Raw genomic sequence first — 23,073 nt, 5'->3', positions numbered from 1 at the left:
GCTCCCCTGTCGTAGGTCCTGCCGTACGCGTGTGATCCGGCGTTCATACCCGGATGGCAAGCTTGAAGGATGAACGATGCTGCCTCGGCGCCCACCCCTGCGCCCGCACCCCGCAAGCGTGCCCGTGTCCGTGCCCCCGAGCTGATCGGCAAGGGCGGCTGGCTCAACACCGGTGGCAAGCCGTACACCCTCGCCGACCTGCGAGGACGCATTGTCATTCTTGATTTCTGGACCTTCTGCTGCATCAACTGCCTGCACGTCCTCGACGAGCTGCGCGAGCTGGAGGAGAAGCACCGCGACACCGTCGTGATCATCGGGGTGCACTCGCCGAAGTTCGTGCACGAGGCCGAGCACGCCGCCGTCGTGGACGCCGTCGAGCGGTACGAGGTGCACCACCCCGTGCTGGACGATCCGGAGCTGGCGACCTGGAAGCAGTACGCCGTCCGGGCCTGGCCCACGCTCGTGGTGATCGACCCCGAGGGGTACGTCGTCGCGCAGCACGCCGGTGAGGGGCACGCGCACGCCATCGAGCGGCTCGTCGAGGAGCTGGAGGCCGCGCACGAGGCCAAGGGGACGCTGCGGCGCGGGGACGGGCCGTACGTGGCTCCGGAGCCGGTCGCGAGCGACCTGCGGTTCCCCGGGAAGGCGCTGGTGCTGCCCGGCGGGAACCTCCTGGTGTCCGACTCGACCCGGCACCAGCTGGTGGAGCTGGCGCCCGACGCGGAGAGCGTCGTGCGGCGCATCGGCAGCGGGGAGCGCGGGTTCACCTCCGGGAGCTTCAGCGAGCCGCAGGGGCTGGCGCTGCTGCCCGACGGGCGGGTGGTCGTCGCCGACACCGTCAACCACGCCCTGCGCGTGTTCGACCCGCGGACCGGGGCCGTGGAGACCGTCGCCGGCACCGGACGCCAGTGGTGGCAGGGCTCGCCCACCTCCGGGCCCGCGCTCGAGGTGGACCTGTCCTCGCCGTGGGACGTGGCCTGGTGGCAGGACAAGGTCTGGATCGCCATGGCGGGCGTGCACCAGCTGTGGACGTGGGACCCGGCCGGGGGGACCGTCGAGGTCGCCGCGGGGACGACCAACGAGGGGCTGCACGACGGGCCGGCCGCCGAGGCCTGGTTCGCCCAGCCCTCCGGGCTCGCGGCCGCCGGGGACCGGCTGTGGGTCGCCGACTCCGAGACCAGCGCCCTCAGGTACGTGCAGGACACCGCCGACGGATACGTCGTCACGTCCGCCGTCGGGACGGGGCTGTTCGACTTCGGGCACCGGGACGGGGACGCCGGACAGGCCCTGCTCCAGCACCCGCTCGGGGTCACCGCCCTGCCCGACGGCTCGGTCGCGGTGTGCGACACGTACAACCACGCGCTGCGCCGCTTCGACCCCGCCTCCGGCGAGGTCTCGACGCTCGCCACCGACCTGCGCGAGCCCAGCGACGCCGTCCTGGTCGGCGAGGACATCGTGGTCGTCGAGTCCGCCCGGCACCGGCTGACCCGGCTGCGGCTTCCGGAGGACGCGGTACGCGTGGACGCGGTCGCCCACCGCACGCAGCGCGCCGCCACCGAGGTGGCGCCCGGCACGCTCCGCCTCGACGTGGTGTTCCAGGCCCCGGCCGGCCAGAAGCTGGACACCCGCTACGGCCCCTCGACGCGCCTGCTGGTCTCCTCGACCCCGCCCGGGCTCCTCACGGCCGGCGAGGGCCCGGGGACCGACCTGTCCCGGGAGCTCGCCCTGAACCCGGAGGTCACCGAGGGCGTGCTGCACGTCTCCGCGATGGCGGCGTCCTGCGACGACGACCCGGCCAACGAGTACCCGGCCTGCCACGTCCACCAGCAGGACTGGGGCGTCCCGGTCCGCATCGCCGCGGCCGGGGCCACGCGGCTGCCCCTCGTCCTCGCCGGGATGGACGATCAGTAGCCGGAACGCGTGCGGGCCCGCACCGGCGTTCTGCCGGTCCGGGCCCTGCTCTTCCTCAGGACCGGGTCACTGGAGGTCCCCGTCCTCCTCGACCGTCTCCTCGTCCGCCTCCTCGTCCGGTGTGATCTTCCGGCGGAGGTTCTCGATGTCGGTCTGCAGGCCGATCAGCGAGGCCAGCAGTTCGTCCAGGAGCGTCTGCGGGATGACGGGAGTGTGCGAGCCCACCTCTCGTTCGAGCAGGTGGAGCCGGTCGAGCGCGTCCCGTGCGGTGGCCACGCCCTCGCGGAGCACCTGCCGCTGGTCGGCGGCCTTCTGGCTGGGGGGCCGGGAGTCCACCGACTCGTCGGCCTCGGTGTCGGCGTCCGCATGGGTACCCGTACCCGTGCCGGTGTCGCCGTCGAGCGGCTCGGCGCCGGGCTCTGCCGCCGACGAGCCCGGCGCCGCGGGCGCCGGACCGGGGTGGAGCTTGCGGGCCCGCTCCGGGTTGGACGCCCCGACGACGTCCCACTGCAGCAGGGGCTGCGGTACGCCGTCCGCATCCCGCGCGATCTTGTCGTCCTCCCCGAGGTCGGTCTTGAAGTGGATGTAGGCGTCCTGGGCGCCGTCGGCCGCGTCGCGCTTGTGGATGAGCTGGCGCATGGTCACGGCGTTGGTGGGCAGGGCGTCGCTGCGGAACCGGTTCGCGACCAGGGCGAGGGTCCACAGGCCGAGCTCGTTGTCCTGCCGTGACAGGTCCTCGATCACCTGGTTGACGTCGGCGCGGAAGGGTACGCCGCCGTTCGCCTTCGCGGTCGTCAGCCCAGAGCCGACGTTGCGCGTCAGCAGCTTGTCGGCGATGAGGGCCACACCGCCGGCCACGGCCAAGGTGCAGCGGGCGTTCTTGTCACCCGCTAGGGCAGGCGCGACGAGCTCGGTGAAGTCGTCCGTCGGGACAGGGTCCCAGTCCTTCGTGACATCGGCGGTGAGCACACCGCCGTTGTTCCAGGCGTTGCGGGCCTGCGTCGTGACCAGCTTCTTGTGGCTGCGCCACGGTACGTCGATGAGCGGGCCCAGGAGTTCCGCGAACCCCTTCAGCCCCATGCGCTTGCCGCCCTTGATCGCTTTGGCCTGGTCCTTCAGCCTTTCGAGCAGCTCCGGCCGGGTCAGGGCGTGTACGAGGTAGATGCTTCGCCACAAGGCGGTGCCCGGGGGCGTGCCGTTGAAGAGCCCGGTGATCTCCTCCACCGGTATCCGGCCGACCGCGAGGCCGTAGACGGTCTGGAGATCGCCCTGCGAGACCAGGGAGTCCCCCTGCTGGATCACGCGCTTGAGCGCGCGGGTGGCGACTTCCATGTTCTGGGCAGCCGCGTCCCACTGCTTGAACTCCACGTGGACGCTGGCCAGGACCGACCTGATCGCGTCGTCGAAGATGTCCTCCGCCGCGAGCAGCCGGCCAGGGTGCCCTTCCACCCCGACGGCGATCTGCGCGGGCAGCACGTACGTCTGGGCGATCTGGACGGCGCGGAGCCCCGGCTCCGTCGCGGCCATCTCCCGGGTGAACTCCTCCCGGATGGACCGGCGCCACCGCTCCCGGGCGGCCGCCAGCCGCTCTCCCAGGGAGCCACCGGATCCGCCGGGTGCCTTGGCCGGCACCTTCGCGAACAGCGCGTCCACCGCGGTCGTGGCCGCTTCGGCCGCGTCCGCCTCGGGACCGGCCAGCACGGCCCAGGCACTGGCCAGCCGGGTGATGCCGTCGCGGGTGACCACGGTGTGGAAGGACTCGGTGCCGTCCTCGAAGGCGATCTCGACCGGGTGCGTGATCAGGTTGCGGGTGACCTTGCGGGCCAGGATGGAGGGCGCGTAGCTGTTGAGCGACAGCGTGCCGTGAATCGTCTGCCACACGTGGTTCCGCAGGTGGTCGAGGTCCCGGTACTGGTAGCGGACCGTCGAGCGGGGACGGTTCCCGTCCGTGATCCCCTGCACCAGGGGATCGGGGGTCTCCATCACGGCCATGCCCGTGCGGGGCTGGATGCCGGGCAGCAGTTCGTTGAGGTGGACCCGGGTGACGACCGACCGCAGGGTCGCGCCTTCGACGTTCTCCTCCATCAGGAGCCCGGAGGGCGCCTGGGAGGTCGGCTGCAGCTGTACCGCGAGGTTGTCGGGCCTGGTGGTGGCACGGGCCACCGCCTCCCACGCCGCTTCGGACAGCAGGGTCGCCGGGTTGGCGGTTCCGGCCGCGACGGCCTTCTGGTGGACGGCCTTATCGGCTTGCCCCGGAAGGTCGTGCTCGATGTTGGAAACGAGGAAGGTGTCGGACCCCCAGCGGACCGTGGTGGACCGGGGCGAGAGCAGGGGCATGGGTGAAGGCCTCCGTGGTGAGGTCGGGCGTGGGGTGCGGCCCAGCCGGGCCGGGCCCGCAGGCCCGACCCGGCTGGCGCGTGCGTGTCAGAGCGCGACGGGGGGAGCGGCCTCCGGGAGGTGGGCCGAGAGCAGGCCGGAGGCGGAGCCGCGGTCCCGCTTCTGGTGCAGGAAGGCTCCGTACGCGGGGAACCCCGTGGCCTCCAGGAGGAGCCCGACGGCGGAGGCGTCCGGGAAGAGGGTCGCCGTGAGCGCCGAGTCCTCCTCCACGCGGGACGAGTTGGCCCTGCGCCACGAGGACCGGAGCCCTCCGGCGGGTACGACCGCGACGGCGGGGGTGCCCGTCTCGGCGTGCGCGCCGAGGAGCCGGTCCAGGTACAGCTCGCTCATCTGGGCCGACGAGGTGTCGTGGCGGAAGGCGGTGCTAGAAGTGGTGCCGGGCATCGTGCCGACCGTGCTGAGGCCACGGGGGAACACGCCCCGGTAACCGCGCTTCTCGAACCGCTGGAGGCCACGCGACGTGAGCTGCGGCCGACCGCGCCCGCTCGCCAGATCGCTGGCGTCGAGCCGGTCGGTGCGCAGGACGCGCACCGACCGGTCGGCGTACAGCTCGCGTCGGAGGAACAGCCACGTCTTCGCGGCCTCCGGGACCTTGCCGAGATCCATGGCCAGGCACCCGACGGTACCGACGGCGCGGTCACCCGAGGGAACCACGAAGGAGACGGTCCCGGGCTGCGGGCCGGGAGGGCCGAGGCGGACAACGGTGAACGGCGTGGACCCGTAGGGGCTCTCGCCGTTCGCGGCGAGAGCGGGAAGGGTCGTCGAGGTAGACATTTGCACTCCAGTTTGCAAATCGGAATTACTGGAGCCTCGCCTGTGATAGCTCGGGCCGCGGGTCACGGCTTCGAGCCCTTCCCTGCCCGCTCAACGTTAAACCCAAGTGCGCTGTCCTACAAGCAGATTGGCGTCGTGTGCTGACGCTCCGCCAGTTCCCGCAGGTCAGAGGAGGTCGTCGGCCATGGCGGGGTAGTTGTGAGGGCCGAGTGAAGAGAACGGGCTTGCGCCGATTTTGCTCAGATGTGCCATGGATGAGGCGATACGTACCGCTTGTCCGATCGAGCTCTCCTTCTCGATGACGAAGACGAACTCGTTCTCCGATGTCGGCAGGCGCACCGGGAGGGTGATGAGCCCCGACTTCTCCAACTCCGCCGTGATCTGGTCGCAGAACTCGCGGCTCAGCCGATCGCGGCCGGGATCCGCGTACTTCTTGATGAAGCGCATCGACAGCCGCTTTATCCCGTGGTCTACCTCGACGGCGTGCGCGATAACGGTGAAGTCCATAAGTAAGCACGCTACTCAGTTAACTACCCTGCTATCAAGGGGTGTTGCGCTTCACGTCCGCGACCTGCGCTGATACGCGAGAACCCCGCCCCGGACCTGGGTCCGGAGCGGGGTTCTCGTGCGGGAACGGGCGGGGTCAGCCCTCCAGGAAGGCGACCAGGGCGTTCGCGAGGAGGTACGGGTCGTCCGCGCCGCACAGTTCGCGGGCGCTGTGCATCGAGAGGATCGCGACGCCGATGTCGACGGTCTGGATGCCGTGGCGGGCTGCCGTGATGGGGCCGATCGTCGTGCCGCAGGGCATCGAGTTGTTGGAGACGAAGGTCTGCCACGGCACGCCGGCGCGCTCGCAGGCGCTCGCGAACACCGCGCGTCCGCTGCCGTCCGTCGCGTACCGCTGGTTCACGTTGACCTTCAGGATCGGACCGCCGTTGGCCCGCGGGTGGTGCGTCGGGTCGTGCCGCTCGCCGTAGTTGGGGTGCACGGCGTGGCCGGTGTCCGAGGACAGGCAGATGGTGCCGGCGAAGGCCCGCGCGCGGTCCTCGTACGAGCCGCCGCGGGCGAAGACTGAACGTTCCAGCACGTTGCCCAGCAGGGGCCCGTCCGCGCCGGTGTCCGACTGCGAGCCGTTCTCCTCGTGGTCGAAGGCGGCCAGGACCGGGATGTACTCCAGCTTGCTGCCGGCGGTGGAGACCGCCGCCAGCGCCGCGACGCCCGCGTGCACCGACAGCAGGTTGTCCATGCGCGGGCCGGCCAGCAGCTCTCGGTCGCGACCGAGGTAGGCGGGCGGCTCGATCGAGTGGACCATCAGGTCCCAGCCGGCCACCGAGCCCTGCTCCAGGCCCTCTTCCTCCTCCAGGAAGGCGATCAGGTCGCCTTCCTGGACCTCGCCCAGACCCCAGATCGGCTGCATGTGCCGCTGCTTGTCGAGCTTGAGGCCGTCGGTGTTCACCGACCGGTCCAGGTGCACGGCCAGTTGGGGTACGCGCAGCAGGGCGCGGTCCACGTTCACCAGGCGCTCGGTGCCGTCGCGCAGGGTCAGCCGCCCGGCGAGGCCGAGGTCGCGGTCGAGCCAGGTGTTGAGCAGGGTGCCGCCGTAGATCTCGACGGCGATCTGCCGCCAGCCCTGGGAGCCGGTGTCCGGCTGCGGCTTGACCCGCAGGTTGGGGGAGTCGGTGTGCGCGCCGATGATCCGGAAGGGGGTGTGGGCGTTCGCGCCCTCCGGGACGAACCAGGCGATGAGCGCGCCGCCGCGGAGCACGAACTTGCCCCCGGTGCCCGCGTCCCAGGCGTCCGTTTCCGACAACTGCCTGAAGCCTGCCTTCTCCAGCCGCTCGGCCGCGTTGGCCACGGCGTGGTACGGCGACGGACTGGCCGTCAAAAAGGTCATCAGATCGTCGGTGTGGCCGCGGTCGAAGCGGGCGGGAGAGCTCATGTGGTTCACCTTAACGACGGTCGTGTACGCCATGGCCGGACTGTGGCGGATGGCCGCAGACACCGGGACCGCGGGGAGGTTGGCCCGCGGGCCCGTCGATGCTCAGCCCGGCGGACGCTCGAAGCGGCGCTGCAGCTGCCTGCGCTCGCCCCGGCGGATGCGCGGGAGCATCTCCGGGGTCTGCGCGGAGCGCTGCGCGCGTCTCTTGCGTCCGGCGCAGAAGATACAGCCCTCGCCGGGTGGTGCGTCGGGGTCGATGGGAGCCCCGGGGTGCTCGGAGCAGCCGGAGGCGTTGCGCGGCCGGGACAGCTCGCGGGCGACGATGAAGGCGCGGTGCAGGTCGTCGGCGATGCGGACGAAGTCCTCCGCGGGTGAGGACAGGGCGAGGTGGAAGCGCTGGTCCTCGACGGTGCGCAGGAAGGCGCGCAGCGTCTCCAGGGTGTACGGGCCCTCCGGCACGGGGTAGCCGAGGCGCCGCTGCTCCGCCGCGGGCGCGGGGCCGGCGGGCCGGCCGCCCTGCAGCCGCCGTCCGAGCCGGCGCCGGTCGTTGCAGATGAGGCAGCGGCCCCAGCCGTCGGGGGCCTCGGGGTCGAGGGCGCCGTTGGGGTGCTCGGGGCAGCCGGTGTAGCTCTTGGCGGGGGCCAGCCCGGCGGCGGTCTGGAAGGCCACGTACAGCGCGTCGGCGATGCCGTCGTACTCGGCGGGGTGCGCGCCGTCGTACAGCTCGCGGAGGTGGTCGCCGAGGCTGCCCAGGGTCGCCTGCAGCTCCTTGAGGGCGTACGGCCGCCCGGTCGGGACGGAGTACCCCCTGCTGTGCTGCTCCTGTGGACTCATACGTACGAGCGTCCCATGAACGACCGACAACGGAAGAACCTGCTGGTAAGCGAGCGGCCGGGCCCCCGTGGAAGGGGACCCGGCCGTCGGCGCGGGGCTGCTTAGAAGGCGGCCTCGTCGAGCTCCATCAGGGAGTTGTCGACGCTCTCGGCGAGCGAGCGGGCGACCGAGACGTTCGGCAGGACCTGCGAGGCGAAGAACTTCGCGGCGGCGATCTTGCCGGTGTAGAAGGCCACGTCCTTGGCGGAGGCGGTGGCGAGCTTCTCGGCGGCCACGGCCGCACCCTTGAGCAGCAGGTATCCGACGACCACGTCGCCGGAGGCCATCAGCAGGCGGGTGGTGTTCTGGCCGACCTTGTAGATGTTCTTGACGTCCTCGCCGGTGGCGGTGAGGTCGACGATCATCTGGCCGACGATGGCCTCGAGGTCGACGGCGGCCTTGGCGAGCGCGTCGCGGGCGCCGGCCAGCTCCTCGCCGCCGACGGCCTCGGCCAGGAACTTCTTGATCGTCTCCGAGAGGACGTTCAGGGAGGCGCCCTGGTCGCGGACGATCTTCCGGAAGAAGAAGTCCTGGCCCTGGATCGCCGTGGTGCCCTCGTAGAGGGTGTCGATCTTGGCGTCCCGGATGTACTGCTCGATCGGGTATTCCTGGAGGTAACCGGAACCGCCGAAGGTCTGCAGCGACTGGGCGAGCTGCTCGTAGGACTTCTCCGAGCCGTAGCCCTTCACGATCGGCAGCAGCAGGTCGTTCAGGCCGATCTCGGCGGAGGCGTCCTCGCCCGCGGCCTGCTTCAGCTGGATCGTGTCCTGGACGGAGGCGGTGTACAGCACCAGGGCGCGCATGCCCTCGGCGTACGCCTTCTGCGTCATGAGCGAGCGGCGCACGTCGGGGTGGTGCGTGATGGTGACCTTGGGGGCCGTCTTGTCCATGAAGTTGGCCAGGTCCGGGCCCTGCACGCGCTCCTTGGCGTACTCCAGCGCGTTGAGGTAGCCGGTGGAGAGGGTGGCGATGGCCTTCGTGCCGACCATCATCCGGGCGAACTCGATGATCATGAACATCTGGCGGATGCCGTCGTGCTTGTCGCCGATCAGCCAGCCCTTGGCGGGGTGCTGGTCGCCGAAGGTCATCTCGCACGTGTTGGAGGCCTTGAGGCCCATCTTGTGCTCGACGTTCGTGGCGTAGACGCCGTTGCGCTCGCCCAGCTCGCCGGTCTCCCAGTCGAAGTGGAACTTCGGGACGAGGAAGAGCGACAGGCCCTTGGTGCCGGGGCCGTGGCCCTCGGGGCGGGCGAGGACGTAGTGGAGGATGTTCTCCTCCATGTCGTGCTCACCGGAGGTGATGAAGCGCTTCACGCCCTCGATGTGCCAGGAGCCGTCGGCCTGCTCGACCGCCTTGGTGCGGCCGGCGCCCACGTCCGAACCGGCGTCCGGCTCGGTCAGGACCATGGTGGAGCCCCAGCGCTTCTCGACGGCGAGCTGGGCGACCTTCTTCTGCGCCTCGTTGCCCTCCTCGAAGAGGATGCCGGCGAACGCCGGGCCGGAGGAGTACATCCAGATGGCCGGGTTCGCGCCGAGCAGCAGCTCCGCGTACGCCCATATGAGGGAACGCGGCGAGGTGGTGCCGCCGATCTCCTCGGGCAGGCCCAGGCGCCAGTACTCCGAGTCCATGAAGGCTTCGTAGCTCTTCTTGAAGGAGGCCGGGACCGGCGCGGTGTTGGTGGCCGGGTCGAAGACCGGCGGGTTGCGGTCGGCGTCCTCGAAGGAGGCGGCCAGCTCGTTCTCGGCGAGACGGGTGAGCTCGGAGAGGACGCTCTTGGCGGTCTCGGTGTCCATCTCCTCGAACGGACCGGTGCCGTACAGCTTGTCGCGGCCGAGCACCTCGAAGAGGTTGAACTCGATGTCGCGGAGATTCGACTTGTAGTGCCCCATGGCGACGGCTCCGTTAAGGCTCGGGGAGACAGGTTCCTCGTACATACCAATCGGTAATGTCATGATGCTACCCACCGGTAATAACGGCAACCCCTCGGTCGGGAGTGTGACCAGGGTCAAGCTCACACCAGACCGTCTTCGTCCCGCTCGCGGGCCCCTGGACCACCCCCCACCGCAGCGCCAGGGCGTCCAGCAGGGCGAGCCCGCGCCCCGACTCCTCCGTCTCCCCGGCCTGCCGCAGTACGGGCCACGCGCGCGGATCGGGATCGGTGAGCTCGACCCGCGTACGGGTTGCCCTTCCGCTCCCGCTGACGTGCAGGGTGACCGGGGTGCCCTCGCCCAGGTGGGCGATCACATTGGCCAGCAGCTCGCTGACGCACAGCTCGGCGTCGCCCGCATCCCCACCGAGGTGCTCGCGCACGGCGTGGCGGGCCAGGGGGACGGCCTCGGGGGTGGCGCGCAGCCGGATCGTGAGCCCGTTCACCGCGCGGCCAGCGCTTCGGCCAGGCGCCGGGCGGTGGCCGGGTTGCAGTTGCCGAGGCTGATCAGGGGCGGGGAGTCGTACCGCCCGGCGTAGGAGAGGAGGTGGAGGTCGAGGGAGGGCAGGGTGATGTCGTGCGCGGCCAGTGCTGCGCGGAGCGCGTCGAGGGCCGATGCGGCTTCGCGGTCGTGGGGGTGGTCGCTCATGGGCACGCCCGTTCTGGTGTGGACTGACTGTGACGAACTCCTCACAGGCTGTCGGGCCGCCGGTACCGTGGGAAGGGTTTCTGACTCCACAGTGCGAAGCGTGGAAAGTGAGCGATTGTGGCCGCGAGTAAGGACATTGACGGATCCGCGAGCGTGCCGGCCCTCTACGGCAAGGAGCTGCGCTGGAAGCGGGAGGCTGCGGGTCTCACGCTTCAGCAGACGGTCGAGGGCAGCTTCTACGGCGTCAGCTACCTGAGTGAGATCGAGCGAGCCCAGCGACGCATGCCCGTGGATCTGGCACGGCACGTGGATCAGGTGCTGGCGACGGACGGCTTCTTCCAGCGGCGCTGCGAGGACGTTCGGAACGCCCGGCGGGGCGTGCAGGCCGAGTATTTCGCGCCCGTCGCCGAGATGGAGAAGCGGGCTCGGTCCATCGAGGAGTGGGGCCCTGCGCTCGTTCCCGGGCTGCTTCACACGGCTCCGTACACCCAGGCGATCACGCACGTCACGCACCCGCTGGACCTGCCGGAGGAGGTGGATGCGAAGGTGCGGGACCGACTTCAGCGGGGACGGCTCTTCGACGACCCGCAACGGCCGGAGTACTGGGTGATCCTGCATGAGTCGCTGCTGCGGAGTCCGCTCCTGCAGCCGCGGGAGATGGCGGACCAGCTGGACCACGTGGCGGCACTGGCCCGGCGTCGCCGGATCGTTCCACAGATCCTCCCGTGGAACGCGCCTCTCGGTCCTTTCATGGCCCACTCGATGAAACTCATGGAGTTCGACGACGAGCCGCCGGTCATGTACACCGAGGGCCCGTATCACGGGCAACTCATTGACGATCCGGCCACCGTCAAGCGGTACAGGAAGGCATACGATCGGCTCAGGGCCGCCGCACTGTCGTCCGAGGCGTCCCTTGCCATGATCGAATCGACAGCCGAGGACCTCCGAAATGGCAAGCAGCGGGACTGATTTCCCCAAGGCCGTCTGGCGGACGAGCAGCTACACCAACGGCGACGGCGGCGACTGCGTCGAGGTCGCCGACGACCTGCCCGGCATCGTCCCCGTACGGGACTCCAAGCGGAGGGGCGGCCCCGTAGTCGTGCTCTCCGCGGCGGCCTGGGGCGGGTTCGTCGCGGGGCTGAAATCCCAGTGACCGGAACTGGGCGGCCCCCGGCCCCCCGGCCTCGATAGGCTTCGCCCCATGTACGGCTACGACCAGAACCCGGGCGCCCAGCAGCAGTACGCCCCGCAGCAGCCCGCGCAGGGCTACGGGCAGGCACCGCTGTACCCCGAGCCGTCCCCGCCCTCCCTCGCGGACGCGGTACGGGCCTTCACCACCGGGTCGCTGTCCGCCGAGGACTTCCAGCAGATCTTCGCCACCTCGAAGGTCTACTGCCCGCGCGGCGACACCCCGGGTTTCCTGGCCCTGCACAACACGCAGCAGCCGGTCATCCCGATGTTCACCACGCTCAAGGAGCTGCGCCGGTACGCCGGCAAGGAGTCCAAGTACTTCGTGATCACCGGCGCCGAGGTGATCGACCTGCTGCCGACCGGCTACGGCTTCGTCCTCGACATGGAGGGCGACCACCGGATGGTCTTCGACGCGAAGGCGGTCGAGCAGATGGTCGACTTCGCCATGCGCCGGATGTACGGCTGAGGGGCGCGCCCCTCCATACCCCGCCCGCCCCCGCTCAGGCGCGTCCCGGACCGCCGTCCGGCCGCCCGGCGCGGCCGTGGGTCCATGCGGCGTACCCGGCCCACGCAGCGGCGGCCAGCACCGACGCGGCGGCCCCCGCGGCCAGCGGTCCCGGCTCCGGGCGGAAGCCGAGGGCGAGCCGGGTCCCCAGGAAGACCAGGACGAAGGCCACCCGGCCCGGTGCGTAGACGGGGATCCGCGCCGCGGCCCCGCGCAGCAGCCCGGCCACGGCCAGCCCGACGGCCCCGCACACGGCGAGCAGGGCCCAGGGGGAGCCCGGGGCGGCGGCGGGGATGCCGTACTCGGGGGGCCCCAGGCGCCAGGCCGAGGCGGCCCAGCCGAGGGCGAGCGCGCACGCGGCCACGCCCAGGGCGATGAGGGCGTGCCGCCACAGGGGGCCCGACCTGCGGTTGTCTCCTTGGCCTGCGCTGTCCGCCGGGTCGTCGGCGGTGAATAACCCGATCACGACCGGTAGGACGCGGGATCGCGCGCCGGGGTTGGCTCCCGCGCGGGAATTCCCGCGGGGCCCCCTCCGTTGAGCGCAGGTGTGGCAGAAAGTTCGAGTTTCAACTAAACTCGACGCCAGAAGGAGGTCCTGACCATGCCCGCAGTGACTGTTGAGAACCCGTTGACGCTCCCGCGCGTGGCCGAGCCGACCGCGGTCGTCCCGCGCAAGGTGCTGGCCGTCACCACCGCTCCCGGTGGGTTCGAGGGCGAGGGATTCCCGGTGCGCCGCGCGTTCGCGGGGATCAACTACCAGTACCTCGACCCGTTCATCATGATGGACCAGATGGGCGAGGTGGAGTACGCCCCGGGCGAGCCCAAGGGCACCCCGTGGCACCCGCACCGCGGCTTCGAGACCGTGACCTACCTGATCGACGGAACCTTCGTCCACCAGGACAGCAACGGCGGCGGCGGAGTCATCAACGGCGGCGACACGCAGTGGATGACCGCCGGGTCGGGCCTGCTGCACATCGAGGCCCCGCCGGAGTCGCTCGTCGTGTCCGGCGGGCTGTTCCACGGCCTCCAGCTGTGGGTGAACCTCCCGGCGTCCGACAAGATGATGCCCCCGCGCTACCAGGACATCGGCGGCGGCCAGGTCCAGCTGCTGACCACCCCGGACGGCGGCGCGCTGCTCCGCGTGATCGCGGGCGAGCTGGGCGGCCACGAGGGCCCGGGCATCACCCACACCCCGATCACGATGATCCACGCGACCGTCACCCCGGGCGCGCAGATCACCCTGCCGTGGCGCGAGGACTTCAACGCCCTGGCGTACGTCCTGGCCGGGCGCGGCTCGGTCGGCGAGGACCGCCGCCCGCTCCACACCGGGCAGACGGCCGTCTTCGGCGAGGGCGGCTCGCTCACGGTGCGGGCGGACGAGTCCCAGGACTCCAACGCCCCGGCCCTCGAGGTCGTCCTCCTCGGCGGCCGCCCGATCCGGGAGCCGATGGCGCACTACGGCCCGTTCGTGATGAACAGCCGGCACGAGCTCCAGCAGGCCTTCGACGACTTCCAGGCCGGCCGGCTGGGCACCGTCCCGACCACCGCCCGGGAGCGGACGAAGTCAGCGGAGCAGCACTCCTAGGCCCTGCGCGCAGGACCGCCCGCAGGACGGGGCCGTCGCCCTCGGCGGCCCCCGCTGCCGTCCAACCCCCGCCAGGCTCCGCCGTCTTGACGGAACGGCTGCGTCCGCCGACCTGGCCGGGCCACAATCCGAAGGAGATCCGTCCCGGCACGCCCCGGCCCTGAGGAGCAGATGGTGTCGTCGCAGGAAGTCGACGTAACGATCACTCCGCAGCAGGCGGCCCACGGGGTGATCCTCACGGTCACGCTCCCGACCGGGCCGGCCCGGCTGCGCATCCCGTCCGGCACCCGGGACGGCGAGCTCGTCCGCGTGCGGGCCGGCGGCGGCGAGGTGCCCGTGCGGGTCCGCGTGGCGGGGCCCGGGCAGCCGGCGCCCGCCCGGCCGGCGCCCGCCGCGCCCGCGTCGGCGCAGACCGTCCCCGTTCCGACGCCGCCCCAGCCGGCCCGGCCCGGCGGCGGCAACCCCTTCGCGGCGCCGACGCAGCAGGTACCGGCGGGCGCCGGCAACCCCTCCGCGACGCAGCCCGCCGGCCAGAGCGGCGGCAACCCCTTCGCGGCGCAGTCGGCCCGGCCCGGCGGCGGCAACCCCTTCGCCACGCAGCCGTCCGGGCCCGGCGGCGGCAACCCGTTCGCCGCCGCGCCCGTCCCGCCGCGCCGGACCGGCGGCGGCAGGCCCGCGGCCCTGGGGTGCCTGGTGGTGGGCGGCCTCATCGCGGCCGTGCTCGTCGCCGTCGCCGCGACCGGCTCCGGGGACAGCGCCGACGGCAAGGCCTCCGGCTCCGCGACACCGAGCTACTCGGCGGGCCCCGAGCCCTCGTCCTCGTACAGCCCGTCCTACAGCCCGTCCTACAGTCCGGCCCCGGCCTCGCCGACCTACAGCGCCCCGGCCCAGGCCCCCGAGCCGACGCAGGAGGCCGCACCCACCCCGTACGACCGGGGCACCTGCCTCAACGGCACCCTGCCGGACTCGACGACGGCGCAGCGCGTCGACGACGTGGAGGAGGTGCCCTGCTCGGCCGCCGACGCGCACTACCGGGTGATCGGGAGCATCCCGATGACCTCCGACATGGACCGCTGCGAGGACTACCCGAAGACGCAGTACGCCTTCTCCCACCGCTACACCCTCAACGGCGCCGTCATCAACCAGTACGTGTACTGCCTGGTCGGCCTCGGTTCCTACGCACGCGACTAGGCGGCGAAGCCCCGTCAGGAGTCGGGCCGCTTGGAGCGCTCGTAGAGCTCGAACCAGATGGACTTGCCCTCGCCGCGCGGGTCCACGCCCCAGGAGTCGGCCAGCATCTCCATCAGCAGCACCCCGCGGCCGCTGGAGGCCATCTCGCCCGGGTGCCGCTTGTGCGGGAGCTCGTCGCTGGCGTCCGCGACCTCGACGCGCAGCCTCCGCTCGCCCAGCTCGCCCAGGGCCTCGGCGACCAGCAGCGCGTCGCCGTCGGTGTGCAGGAGCACGTTCGTCACCATCTCGGAGACCATCAGCACCGCCGAGTCCGCCTGATCGGTGTCGGCCCAGTCGTGCAGCAGCTCCCGGATCTGCTGCCGGGCGCCCGCGATCCGTTCCGGTTCGGCCTGGGCCACGGTCAGCATCGTGCGGCGCGCCGGGCGGACCGGGTGCCGCGGCGCGGGGCCGCAGCCGGCGCCGTCGCCCTCGCGGCACAGCAGTACGACGGCTATGTCGTCCTCGCGGCGGTCGGCCAGCGGGCCGGTGGTGTGGTGCGAGGACGGTCCGTGCACGGCCTGGACGAGCAGGTCGGCGAGCTTCTCCAGGGACTCCGCGCCGTGCGTCTCGGACTCCAGGATCGCGCGCAGCCGCGCCCAGCCGGTGTCGAGGTCGTGCCCGCCGGTCTCGATGAGGCCGTCGGTGCACAGCATCATCGTCTCGCCGGGTTCCAGGGTGAACCGGGTGGTGGGGTAGTCGGTGTCGGGGACGATGCCCAGGGGGAGCCCGCCCGCGGTGGGGCGCATCAGGACGGTGCCGTCGGGCATCCGGATCGCGGGGTCGGGGTGGCCGGCACGGGCCACCTCCAGCAGGCCGGTCCGCGGATCGCACTCCACGTACAGGCAGGTCGCGAACCGGGGGCTCTGGAAGTCCGGGTCCTCGTCCCCGTCGGAGTCCTGCGAGGAGCCCAGCCCGGCGAGGAAGCGGGAGGCGCGGGAGAGCACCGCGTCGGGCCGGTGGCCCTCCGAGGCGTAGGCCCGCACCGCGATCCGCAGCTGCCCCATCAGCCCGGCGGCGCGCACGTCGTGGCCCTGGACGTCGCCGATGACCAGCGCGAAGCGCCCCGAGGGCAGCGGGATCATGTCGTACCAGTCGCCGCCGACCTGGAGCCCGCCGCCGGTCGGGACGTACCGGGCGGCGAGCCGCATGCCGGGGATCTCGGGGCCGAGCTGGGGCATCATCGACCGCTGGAGGCCGGTGGTGAGCTCCCGCTCGGATTCGGCCACCCCGGCGCGCTGGAGGGCCTGCGCGAGCATCCGGGCCACGGTGGTCAGGACGGACCGCTCGTCGGGGGAGAAGGACACCGGGTGCTTGAAGGCGGCCATCCACGCCCCCATGGTGCGTCCGGCGACGATCAGCGGCAGGAAGGCCCAGGACGCCCGTCCGAAGCGCTGGACGAGCGGCCAGGTGGCCGGGAAGCGCCGTTTGTACTCCTCCGGGCTGGGGAGGTAGATCGCCCGGCCGGTGCGGACGACCTCGGTGGCCGGGTAGTCCGTGTCCAGCCGCATGTCCGCGAAGGGGGCCTCGTCCCCGACGTCGTGCCCGTGGTGCCCGATGATCGACAGCCGGTCGCCGGCCACGCCGAAGACGGCCAGTCCGTCGGGGCTGAAGCCGGGCATGGACAGGGAGGCCGCGACCCGCAGCACCTCCTCGGTGGAGCGGGCCTCGGCCAGCGCCCGGCCGGCGTCCAGCAGGAAGGCCTCGCGGGAGCGCCGCCAGTCGCCGGTGATCGGGGTGTGCGCGGCGGTGGTGCCGGGCTGCGGCTCGGCGATCTCCTGGATGGTGCCGATCAGCTCGTAGTCGACGCGGCCGTCGGCGGTGCGGTTCTCCACCGGTTTGGAGCGGCTGCGCACGGTCCGCAGGACCCGCCCGTCCTCGTCCATGATCCGCAGCCGGGCCTCGGCGAGCGTGCCCTCGGCGACGGCCAGCGTGACGATGCCGTTGATCTCGTTCCAGTCCACGGGGTGGAACCGCGAGCGGACGGCGACCTCCGGCAGCACCACCGGGTCGGCGGGCAGCCCGAGGAGCCGGGCGGCCTCGCCGTCGAGCGTGACCGTCCCGGAGGCGTTGTCCCATCGCCACAGACCCGTCGCGATGGCGGCCAGGACGTCCTCGGTGCGCACTCGGTCATCTTTACAGGTCATCCGTCCCACGTGCCTGTTCGCCCCGTGCGCCGGGCGCGCTCGCGCGGGCCCGCCGGGCGTGCCCGACCGGCCCCCCGCCCGGACGGTAACCTTGTGAGGGTTGAATCCACCCTGGTATCGCGAAGAACTGGATGACTGATGCATCGGTACAGGTCCCACACCTGCGGCGAGCTCCGCGCCTCTGACGTCAACGCCGACGTCCGGCTGAGCGGCTGGCTGCACAACCGTCGAGACCTGGGCGGCATCCTCTTCATCGATCTGCGTGACCACTACGGCATCACGCAGCTCGTGGCCCGTCCCGGCACCGCCGCCGCCGCGGTCCTCGACAAGCTCTCCAAGGAGACCGTCGTCCGGGTCGACGGCAAGGTCGTCTCGCGCGGTGCCGAGAACATCAACCCCGAGCTGCCGACCGGCGAGATCGAGATCGAGGCCGTCGAGGTCGAGGTGCTCGGCGCGGCCGCCCCGCTGCCCTTCACCATCAACACCGACGACGGTGTGAACGAGGAGCGGCGCCTGGAGTACCGCTTCCTCGACCTGCGCCGCGAGCGCATGCACCGCAACATCATGCTGCGCTCGGCGGTCATCGCCGCGATCCGGCACAAGATGGTGGCCCTCGGCTTCAACGAGATGGCGACCCCGATCCTCACCGCGACCTCCCCCGAGGGCGCCCGTGACTTCGTCGTCCCCTCCCGGCTGAACCCGGGCAAGTTCTACGCCCTGCCGCAGGCGCCGCAGCAGTTCAAGCAGCTGCTGATGATCTCCGGCTTCGACCGGTACTTCCAGATCGCGCCCTGCTTCCGCGACGAGGACGCCCGCGCCGACCGTTCGCCGGGCGAGTTCTACCAGCTCGACGTCGAGATGTCCTTCGTCGAGCAGGAGGACGTCTTCCAGCCGATCGAGCGCCTGATGACCGAGCTCTTCACCGAGTTCGGCGGCGGCCGCGAGGTCACCTCGCCCTTCCCGCGGATCCCGTTCCGCGAGTCGATGCTGAAGTACGGCAACGACAAGCCCGACCTGCGCGCCAAGCTGGAACTCGTCGACATCACCGACGTGTTCGAGGGCTCGGAGTTCAAGGCCTTCGCCGGCAAGCACGTGCGCGCCCTGGCCGTCCCGGACACCGCCGCGCAGCCGCGCAAGTTCTTCGACGGGCTCGGCGAATACGCGATCTCGCTGGGCGCCAAGGGCCTGGCCTGGGTCCGCGTCGGCGAGGACGGCGCCCTGACCGGCCCGATCGCCAAGTTCCTCACCGAGGAGAACGTCAAGGTCCTCACCGAGCGCCTGGGTCTGGCCGCCGGCCACGCCGTGTTCTTCGGCGCGGGCGAGTTCGACGAGGTCTCCAAGATCATGTCCGGCGTCCGCGTCGAGGCCGCCAAGCGGGCCGGGCAGTTCGAGGAGAACGTCTTCCGGTTCTGCTGGATCGTCGACTTCCCGATGTACGAGAAGGACGAGGAGACCGGCAAGATCGACTTCTCCCACAACCCCTTCTCCATGCCGCAGGGCGGGATGAAGGACCTGGAGGAGAAGGACCCGCTGGACATCCTGGCGTGGCAGTACGACATCGTCTGCAACGGCATCGAGCTGTCCTCCGGCGCCATCCGCAACCACGAGCCCGAGGTCATGCTGAAGGCCTTCGAGATCGCGGGCTACGAGGCGGAGACCGTCGAGCGCGAGTTCGCCGGCATGCTGCGCGCCTTCCGGCTCGGCGCCCCGCCGCACGGCGGCATCGCCCCGGGCGTGGACCGCATCGTGATGCTGCTGGCCGACGAGCCGAACATCCGCGAGACCATCGCCTTCCCGCTGAACGGCAACGCGCAGGACCTGATGATGGGTGCGCCGACGGTGCTGGAGGAGGCCCGCCTGCGCGAGCTGAACATCGCGCTGCGCAAGCCGGTGGAGACGAAGCCGGCCGACGCCAAGCCGGTCGCCGAGGCCGTCCACCCGGACGCCGCGCGGTAGTTGGACCAGATGTGACGAAGGGCCCGGGATCGGTTGATCCCGGGCCCTTCGGCGTGTTCCGGCTAGAAACGCTCCAGGATGCCCTTGAGGAGGGCGGCGGAGGTCAGTTCGCGCGGGGCCGGGCCGGCGTGGAAGAAGCCGGCGTTCTCGGCGTCCAGCTTGCGCAGGAAGTCGAAGGCCTTGTTGTCGTGGTCGCCGAACGCGACGAACTGCCAGTGGAGGCCGGGGGCGGCGGTGGCCGCCTCGGCCAGGGCGGCCTTGGCGGGCTGCCGGTTGTCCGGGGCGCCGTCGGTCTGGAAGACGACCAGGGCCGGGCCCTCGCCGCCGTCCTTGCGGTAGCGCTCGACGACGGCCTCCACGGCGACGTGGTAGCTGGTACGGCCCATCCGGCCGAGCTCGGCGTGGCGGGCCTCGACCCAGGCCTCGTCGTGGCCGTCCAGAGCCAGGTCGGCGGTGCCGTCCAGCTCGGTCGAGAAGAACACCGTGTGCACGGTGGCCTCCTCGTCCAGGTGCGCGGCGAGGGCCAGGGCGTGGTCGGCGAGGTACTGGGCGCTGCCGTCCTTGTAGAACCCGCGCATGGATCCGGACCGGTCCAGCACCAGGTACACCTTGGCGCGCGCCCCGGCCCTGCCCCTGCTGCGGAGCACCTGACCGGCGGCCTTGTAGGCCCCGGCCACTCCGGGCGCCCGCCGGCGTACCGAGGCCGCGGCGTGCGCGGGCCCGTCCGCCTCGGCCTCGGCGGCCGCGGGCTCCGGCTCCGGCGCGGCCGCGATCTCGGCCTCGGCGGCCGCGGGTTCGGCCTCGGGCTCGGCCGCGGGGGCGTCGGCCTCGGCCTCGGCGGCCACCGGCTCGGCCTCCGGCGCGGGCTCGGCCTCCGCCTCGGCGGCGACGGGCTCGGCGGCGACGGGCTCGGCCTCCGCGACGGGCTCCGGTACGGCCTCCGCCTCGGCGGCGACGGGCTCGGGCTTCGCCTCGGCGGCCACCGGCTCGGCCTCTGCGACCGGCTCCGCGGCGGCCTCGGCGGCCACGGGCTCCGCCGGCTCCGCGACGGGCTCGGCCGTGATCTCGGCCTCGGCGGCCGCGGGTTCGGCTTCGGGCTCCGCGACGGGCGCGGCGGCCTCGGCCTCCGCCCCGGCGGCCGCAGGCGCGGCTTCCGCGACGGGCTCCGCCCCGGCGGCCACCGGCGCGGCTTCCGCTTCGGCGGCCGCAGGCGCGGATTCCGCGACGGGCTCCGCCTCGGCGGCCGCCGGCTCCGGCTCCGCCGCCGACTCGGGCTCCGGCTTCGCCGGCCCCGACTGCGCGCCCGCCGGAGGCAGCGGGCGGCGGGCCTCCGGCACCGTGGGGTCCGCGACCGGGGAGGGGTCCGGGGCCGGGGCCGTCAGGACCGTGCCCGGCTCGCGGTCCCGCGGTGCGGACTGCGGCGGAACGGTGGGGTTGTCGAAAGAGGCGGCCACCAGTTCGGCCGCCGCGTCCAGGGGAGTGCGTTCCGCCTGGCTCGGGAGGGCCGCCGAGGGCGTGCCCGACGTTTCCGGTACCGGTTCCGCAGACCGTCCGAACACCTTGCGCAACAAGCTCCGAATACCCATGGGCCAGGCCTTTCGCATGTGTGCGTGCGTCATTTGTCCGTGCTGCGCGGTTGATCCCTGCCCAGAGTGGACACGTAAGGTTATCGGCCGCCCGGCTGGATCTTCGGGAGGGGCGCCTTTCGTGGCGTCCGGCCCCCCGTCACGCCCACGGCCCGTCCGAACTCCCGCCCCGACGTACCGGGTTCACCGATCGTTCATCCGCCCGCCGCCGCTGCGGCGCCACCCGGGCCTAGCCTCACCGCTGGATCGTTCCGACACGTTGTCGGCGCCCACGCAGCTACTCGGAGGACACTCGTGCGCAAGCTCCTGCCGCTCATCGGCAACCCGCATGGGGGCGGCCGTTCCGCCCTCACCTGCCGCTACCGCTGCGGCGACGCATGCTTCCACGAGGTGCCCAACACCAGCGACAACGAGTACGCCGGAGACGTCATAGCCCGCGCGTACTCCCGCCGCTCGATGCTGCGCACCGCCGCCGTCGTGACGGTCGCCACCGCCGCCGGTACCGCCATCACCCTCAGCGGCCCCGGCCAGTCCGCCAACGCCGTCCCGGCCGGCGAGGCCGAGGCCGCCGGCGCGGGCAGGAGCGGCGAGGCCGCGCGCGGCCTGCGCTTCAAGGCCGTCGCCCCGAACACCGCCGACCAGGTCACCATCCCCGAGGGCCACGAGCAGAACGTGGTCATCCGCTGGGGCGACCCGATCATCAAGGGTGCCCCGGGCTTCAACGCCGACAAGCAGACCGCCGCCGCGCAGGCCGGACAGTTCGGCTACAACAACGACTTCCTCAGCCTGCTCCCGCTCGGTGACGCGTACGAGCGCCAGCAGCTCCTCGTGGCCAACCACGAGTACACCGACGAGCACCTGATGTTCAAGGCGTACGACCCGGCCAACCCGACCCGCGAGCAGGTCGAGATCGCCTGGGCCGCGCACGGCCTGTCCGTGGTCGTCGTCCAGGAGGACCACCGCAGCGGCAAGCTGACCGCGGTCTCCCGCCACCAGCTCAACCGCCGGCTGACCACCACCAGCGAGTTCCGGATGACCGGCCCGGCCGCGGGCGGCGCCCTGCTGAGGACCTCGGTCGACCCCACCGGCACCAAGGTGTTCGGCACCCTCAACAACTGCGCCGGCGGCACCACCCCGTGGGGCACCACCCTCCACGGCGAGGAGAACTTCAACCAGTACTTCGCCAACGCCGGCCAGGTCACCGACCCCGTCCAGGCCGCCCGCCTGAAGCGCTACGGCATGACCACCGGTGCCACCGAGCGCAAGTGGGAGCGGTTCGACAAGCGCTTCGACGTGGCCCAGGAGCCCAACGAGTCGCACCGCTTCGGCTGGGTCGTCGAACTGGACCCGTACGACCCGAACTCCGTCCCGCGCAAGCGCACCGCTCTGGGCCGCTTCAAGCACGAGGCCGCGCAGCCCCGCCTGACCGAGGACGGCCGCCCGGTCGTCTACATGGGCGACGACGAGCGCTTCGACTACTTCTACAAGTTCGTCTCCTCGAAGCAGATGAAGAAGGGCAACTCGCGGGCGGCGAAGGAGCACAACCTCACGCTGCTCGACGAGGGAACCCTCTACGTCGCCAAGCTGACCGGTGACACCCCGCCCGCCGAGCTCGACGGCTCCGGCAAACTGCCCTCGGACGGCGAGTTCGACGGTTCCGGCGTCTGGATCAAGCTCGCCACCGGCAACGTCTCGCACGTCGAGGGCATGACCGCCGAGGAGGTGTACGTCTTCACGCGCCAGGCCGCCGACAAGGTGGGCGCCACGAAGATGGACCGCCCCGAGGACGTCGAGCCCTCCCCGCGCACCGGCCGCGTCTACGTCGCGCTGACCAACAACACCGACCGGGGCAAGGCCGGCAAGGAAGGCGCCACCGAGGCCAACCCGCGCAACCTGAACAAGCACGGCCAGATCCTGGAGCTCGCCGAGAACTTCGACGACCCGGCCGGCGACGGCTTCGCCTGGCGGCTGTTCCTGGTCGCCGGCGACCCGAACGACCCGGCCACCTACTTCGCGGGCTTCCCGAAGGAGAAGGTCAGCCCGATCTCCTGCCCGGACAACGTGGCCTTCGACCCGCACGGCAACCTGTGGATCTCCACCGACGGCAACCAGCTCGGCTCCCACGACGGCCTGTTCGGCGTCGCGACGGCCGGTGAGCGCCGCGGTGAGCTGAAGCAGTTCCTGACGGTCCCGCGCGGCGCCGAGACCTGCGGCCCGATCATCCAGGACAAGCGCGTCCTGGTGGCCGTGCAGCACCCGGGCGAGCTGGACGGCGCGTCCGTCGAGAAGCCGCAGTCCGTGTGGCCCGACGGCCCCGGCAAGATCGTCCGTCCGGCCGTCGTGTCGGTCTGGCGCAAGGACGGCAAGAACATCGGCGTCTGAGCCGGCCGGTGGCCGGTGACCACC

At 71.9% G+C, this 23,073-nt stretch carries 19 protein-coding genes; 8 read left to right on the top strand and 11 right to left on the bottom strand.

Annotated elements, in window-relative coordinates; genetic code table 11:
* Positions 1 to 69: 69 nt before the first annotated feature.
* A complete protein-coding gene (locus AB0D66_RS02075; RefSeq protein ID WP_362295231.1) occupies positions 70 to 1,911 on the top strand; it encodes an NHL domain-containing thioredoxin family protein in 1,842 nt (613 codons plus the stop codon).
* Positions 1,912 to 1,977: 66 nt separating this feature from the next.
* On the opposite strand, the gene AB0D66_RS02070 is transcribed toward AB0D66_RS02075, so the two are convergent.
* From AB0D66_RS02070 to AB0D66_RS02035, 8 genes are all read right to left on the bottom strand, one after another.
* Positions 1,978 to 4,248 (bottom strand): hypothetical protein, encoded by a 2,271-nt coding sequence (locus AB0D66_RS02070; protein ID WP_362295228.1) that lies wholly within the window; start codon positions 4,246 to 4,248, stop codon positions 1,978 to 1,980.
* Between the two features lie 87 nt (positions 4,249 to 4,335).
* Positions 4,336 to 5,082, bottom strand: coding sequence for a hypothetical protein (locus AB0D66_RS02065; RefSeq protein WP_362295225.1), 747 nt, complete (start codon positions 5,080 to 5,082; stop codon positions 4,336 to 4,338).
* A 165-nt stretch (positions 5,083 to 5,247) separates the two neighbouring features.
* Complete coding sequence (locus AB0D66_RS02060) at positions 5,248 to 5,589, bottom strand: hypothetical protein (RefSeq protein ID WP_362295222.1); 342 nt, start codon at positions 5,587 to 5,589, stop codon at positions 5,248 to 5,250.
* Between the two features lie 136 nt (positions 5,590 to 5,725).
* Complete coding sequence (locus AB0D66_RS02055) at positions 5,726 to 7,021, bottom strand: M18 family aminopeptidase (RefSeq protein WP_362295220.1); 1,296 nt, start codon at positions 7,019 to 7,021, stop codon at positions 5,726 to 5,728.
* 102 nt (positions 7,022 to 7,123) lie between these two features.
* A complete protein-coding gene (locus tag AB0D66_RS02050; RefSeq protein WP_362295217.1) occupies positions 7,124 to 7,855 on the bottom strand; it encodes a hypothetical protein in 732 nt (243 codons plus the stop codon).
* Positions 7,856 to 7,956: 101 nt separating this feature from the next.
* Positions 7,957 to 9,783, bottom strand: a complete 1,827-nt coding sequence (locus AB0D66_RS02045; RefSeq protein ID WP_362295843.1) for an acyl-CoA dehydrogenase — start codon at positions 9,781 to 9,783, stop codon at positions 7,957 to 7,959.
* Between the two features lie 67 nt (positions 9,784 to 9,850).
* Positions 9,851 to 10,267, bottom strand: coding sequence for an ATP-binding protein (locus AB0D66_RS02040; protein ID WP_362295214.1), 417 nt, complete (start codon positions 10,265 to 10,267; stop codon positions 9,851 to 9,853).
* On the bottom strand, positions 10,264 to 10,470 hold the full coding sequence (locus AB0D66_RS02035; protein WP_362295211.1) for a hypothetical protein: 207 nt from the start codon (positions 10,468 to 10,470) through the stop codon (positions 10,264 to 10,266). Before AB0D66_RS02035 ends, AB0D66_RS02040 begins: the two co-directional genes overlap by 4 nt.
* A gap of 117 nt (positions 10,471 to 10,587) precedes the next feature.
* Here AB0D66_RS02035 and AB0D66_RS02030 point away from each other — a divergent pair, with 117 nt between their 5' ends.
* From AB0D66_RS02030 to AB0D66_RS02020, 3 genes are read left to right on the top strand one after another with little or no spacing between them, the layout of a single operon-like run.
* Positions 10,588 to 11,439 (top strand): helix-turn-helix transcriptional regulator, encoded by an 852-nt coding sequence (locus tag AB0D66_RS02030; protein ID WP_362295208.1) that lies wholly within the window; start codon positions 10,588 to 10,590, stop codon positions 11,437 to 11,439.
* Complete coding sequence (locus tag AB0D66_RS02025; protein WP_362295205.1) at positions 11,420 to 11,623, top strand: DUF397 domain-containing protein; 204 nt, start codon at positions 11,420 to 11,422, stop codon at positions 11,621 to 11,623. The genes AB0D66_RS02030 and AB0D66_RS02025 overlap by 20 nt, the downstream gene beginning before the upstream one ends.
* Positions 11,624 to 11,671: 48 nt before the next feature.
* Positions 11,672 to 12,127 carry an SseB family protein gene (locus AB0D66_RS02020; RefSeq protein WP_362295202.1) on the top strand — a complete coding sequence of 152 codons (456 nt, stop codon included), beginning with the start codon at positions 11,672 to 11,674 and terminating at the stop codon, positions 12,125 to 12,127.
* Between the two features lie 34 nt (positions 12,128 to 12,161).
* On the opposite strand, the gene AB0D66_RS02015 is transcribed toward AB0D66_RS02020, so the two are convergent.
* Complete coding sequence (locus tag AB0D66_RS02015; protein ID WP_362295199.1) at positions 12,162 to 12,632, bottom strand: hypothetical protein; 471 nt, start codon at positions 12,630 to 12,632, stop codon at positions 12,162 to 12,164.
* Between the two features lie 135 nt (positions 12,633 to 12,767).
* On the opposite strand from AB0D66_RS02015, the gene AB0D66_RS02010 reads away from it, so the two are divergent.
* Together AB0D66_RS02010 and AB0D66_RS02005 are read left to right on the top strand one after the other, a co-directional pair.
* The gene (locus AB0D66_RS02010) at positions 12,768 to 13,751 is read left to right on the top strand and encodes a pirin family protein (protein ID WP_362295196.1); all 984 of its coding nucleotides are present in this window, start codon (positions 12,768 to 12,770) and stop codon (positions 13,749 to 13,751) included.
* Positions 13,752 to 13,922: 171 nt separating this feature from the next.
* Entirely contained in the window at positions 13,923 to 14,942 is a 1,020-nt protein-coding gene (locus AB0D66_RS02005; protein ID WP_362295193.1) for a hypothetical protein, read from the top strand.
* 14 nt (positions 14,943 to 14,956) lie between these two features.
* Here AB0D66_RS02005 and AB0D66_RS02000 read toward each other — a convergent pair whose 3' ends face one another.
* Positions 14,957 to 17,104, bottom strand: coding sequence for a SpoIIE family protein phosphatase (locus tag AB0D66_RS02000; RefSeq protein WP_362295190.1), 2,148 nt, complete (start codon positions 17,102 to 17,104; stop codon positions 14,957 to 14,959).
* Positions 17,105 to 17,263: 159 nt separating this feature from the next.
* Here AB0D66_RS02000 and aspS point away from each other — a divergent pair, with 159 nt between their 5' ends.
* Positions 17,264 to 19,081, top strand: a complete 1,818-nt coding sequence (aspS, locus tag AB0D66_RS01995; RefSeq protein WP_362295187.1) for an aspartate--tRNA ligase — start codon at positions 17,264 to 17,266, stop codon at positions 19,079 to 19,081.
* Positions 19,082 to 19,143: 62 nt separating this feature from the next.
* Here the strand turns inward: aspS and AB0D66_RS01990 are convergent, their stop codons facing one another.
* Entirely contained in the window at positions 19,144 to 20,667 is a 1,524-nt protein-coding gene (locus AB0D66_RS01990) for a VWA domain-containing protein (protein ID WP_362295184.1), read from the bottom strand.
* Positions 20,668 to 20,961: 294 nt separating this feature from the next.
* On the opposite strand from AB0D66_RS01990, the gene AB0D66_RS01985 reads away from it, so the two are divergent.
* Positions 20,962 to 23,049: a PhoX family phosphatase gene (locus AB0D66_RS01985; protein WP_362295181.1), complete on the top strand. Its 2,088-nt coding sequence runs from the start codon at positions 20,962 to 20,964 to the stop codon at positions 23,047 to 23,049.
* Positions 23,050 to 23,073: the final 24 nt, after the last annotated feature.

The sequence above is a fragment of the Streptomyces sp. NPDC048270 genome, assembly GCF_040652335.1.
Classification (GTDB): Bacteria; Actinomycetota; Actinomycetes; order Streptomycetales; family Streptomycetaceae; genus Streptomyces.
This window is presented reverse-complemented; position numbering and strand designations above follow the sequence as displayed.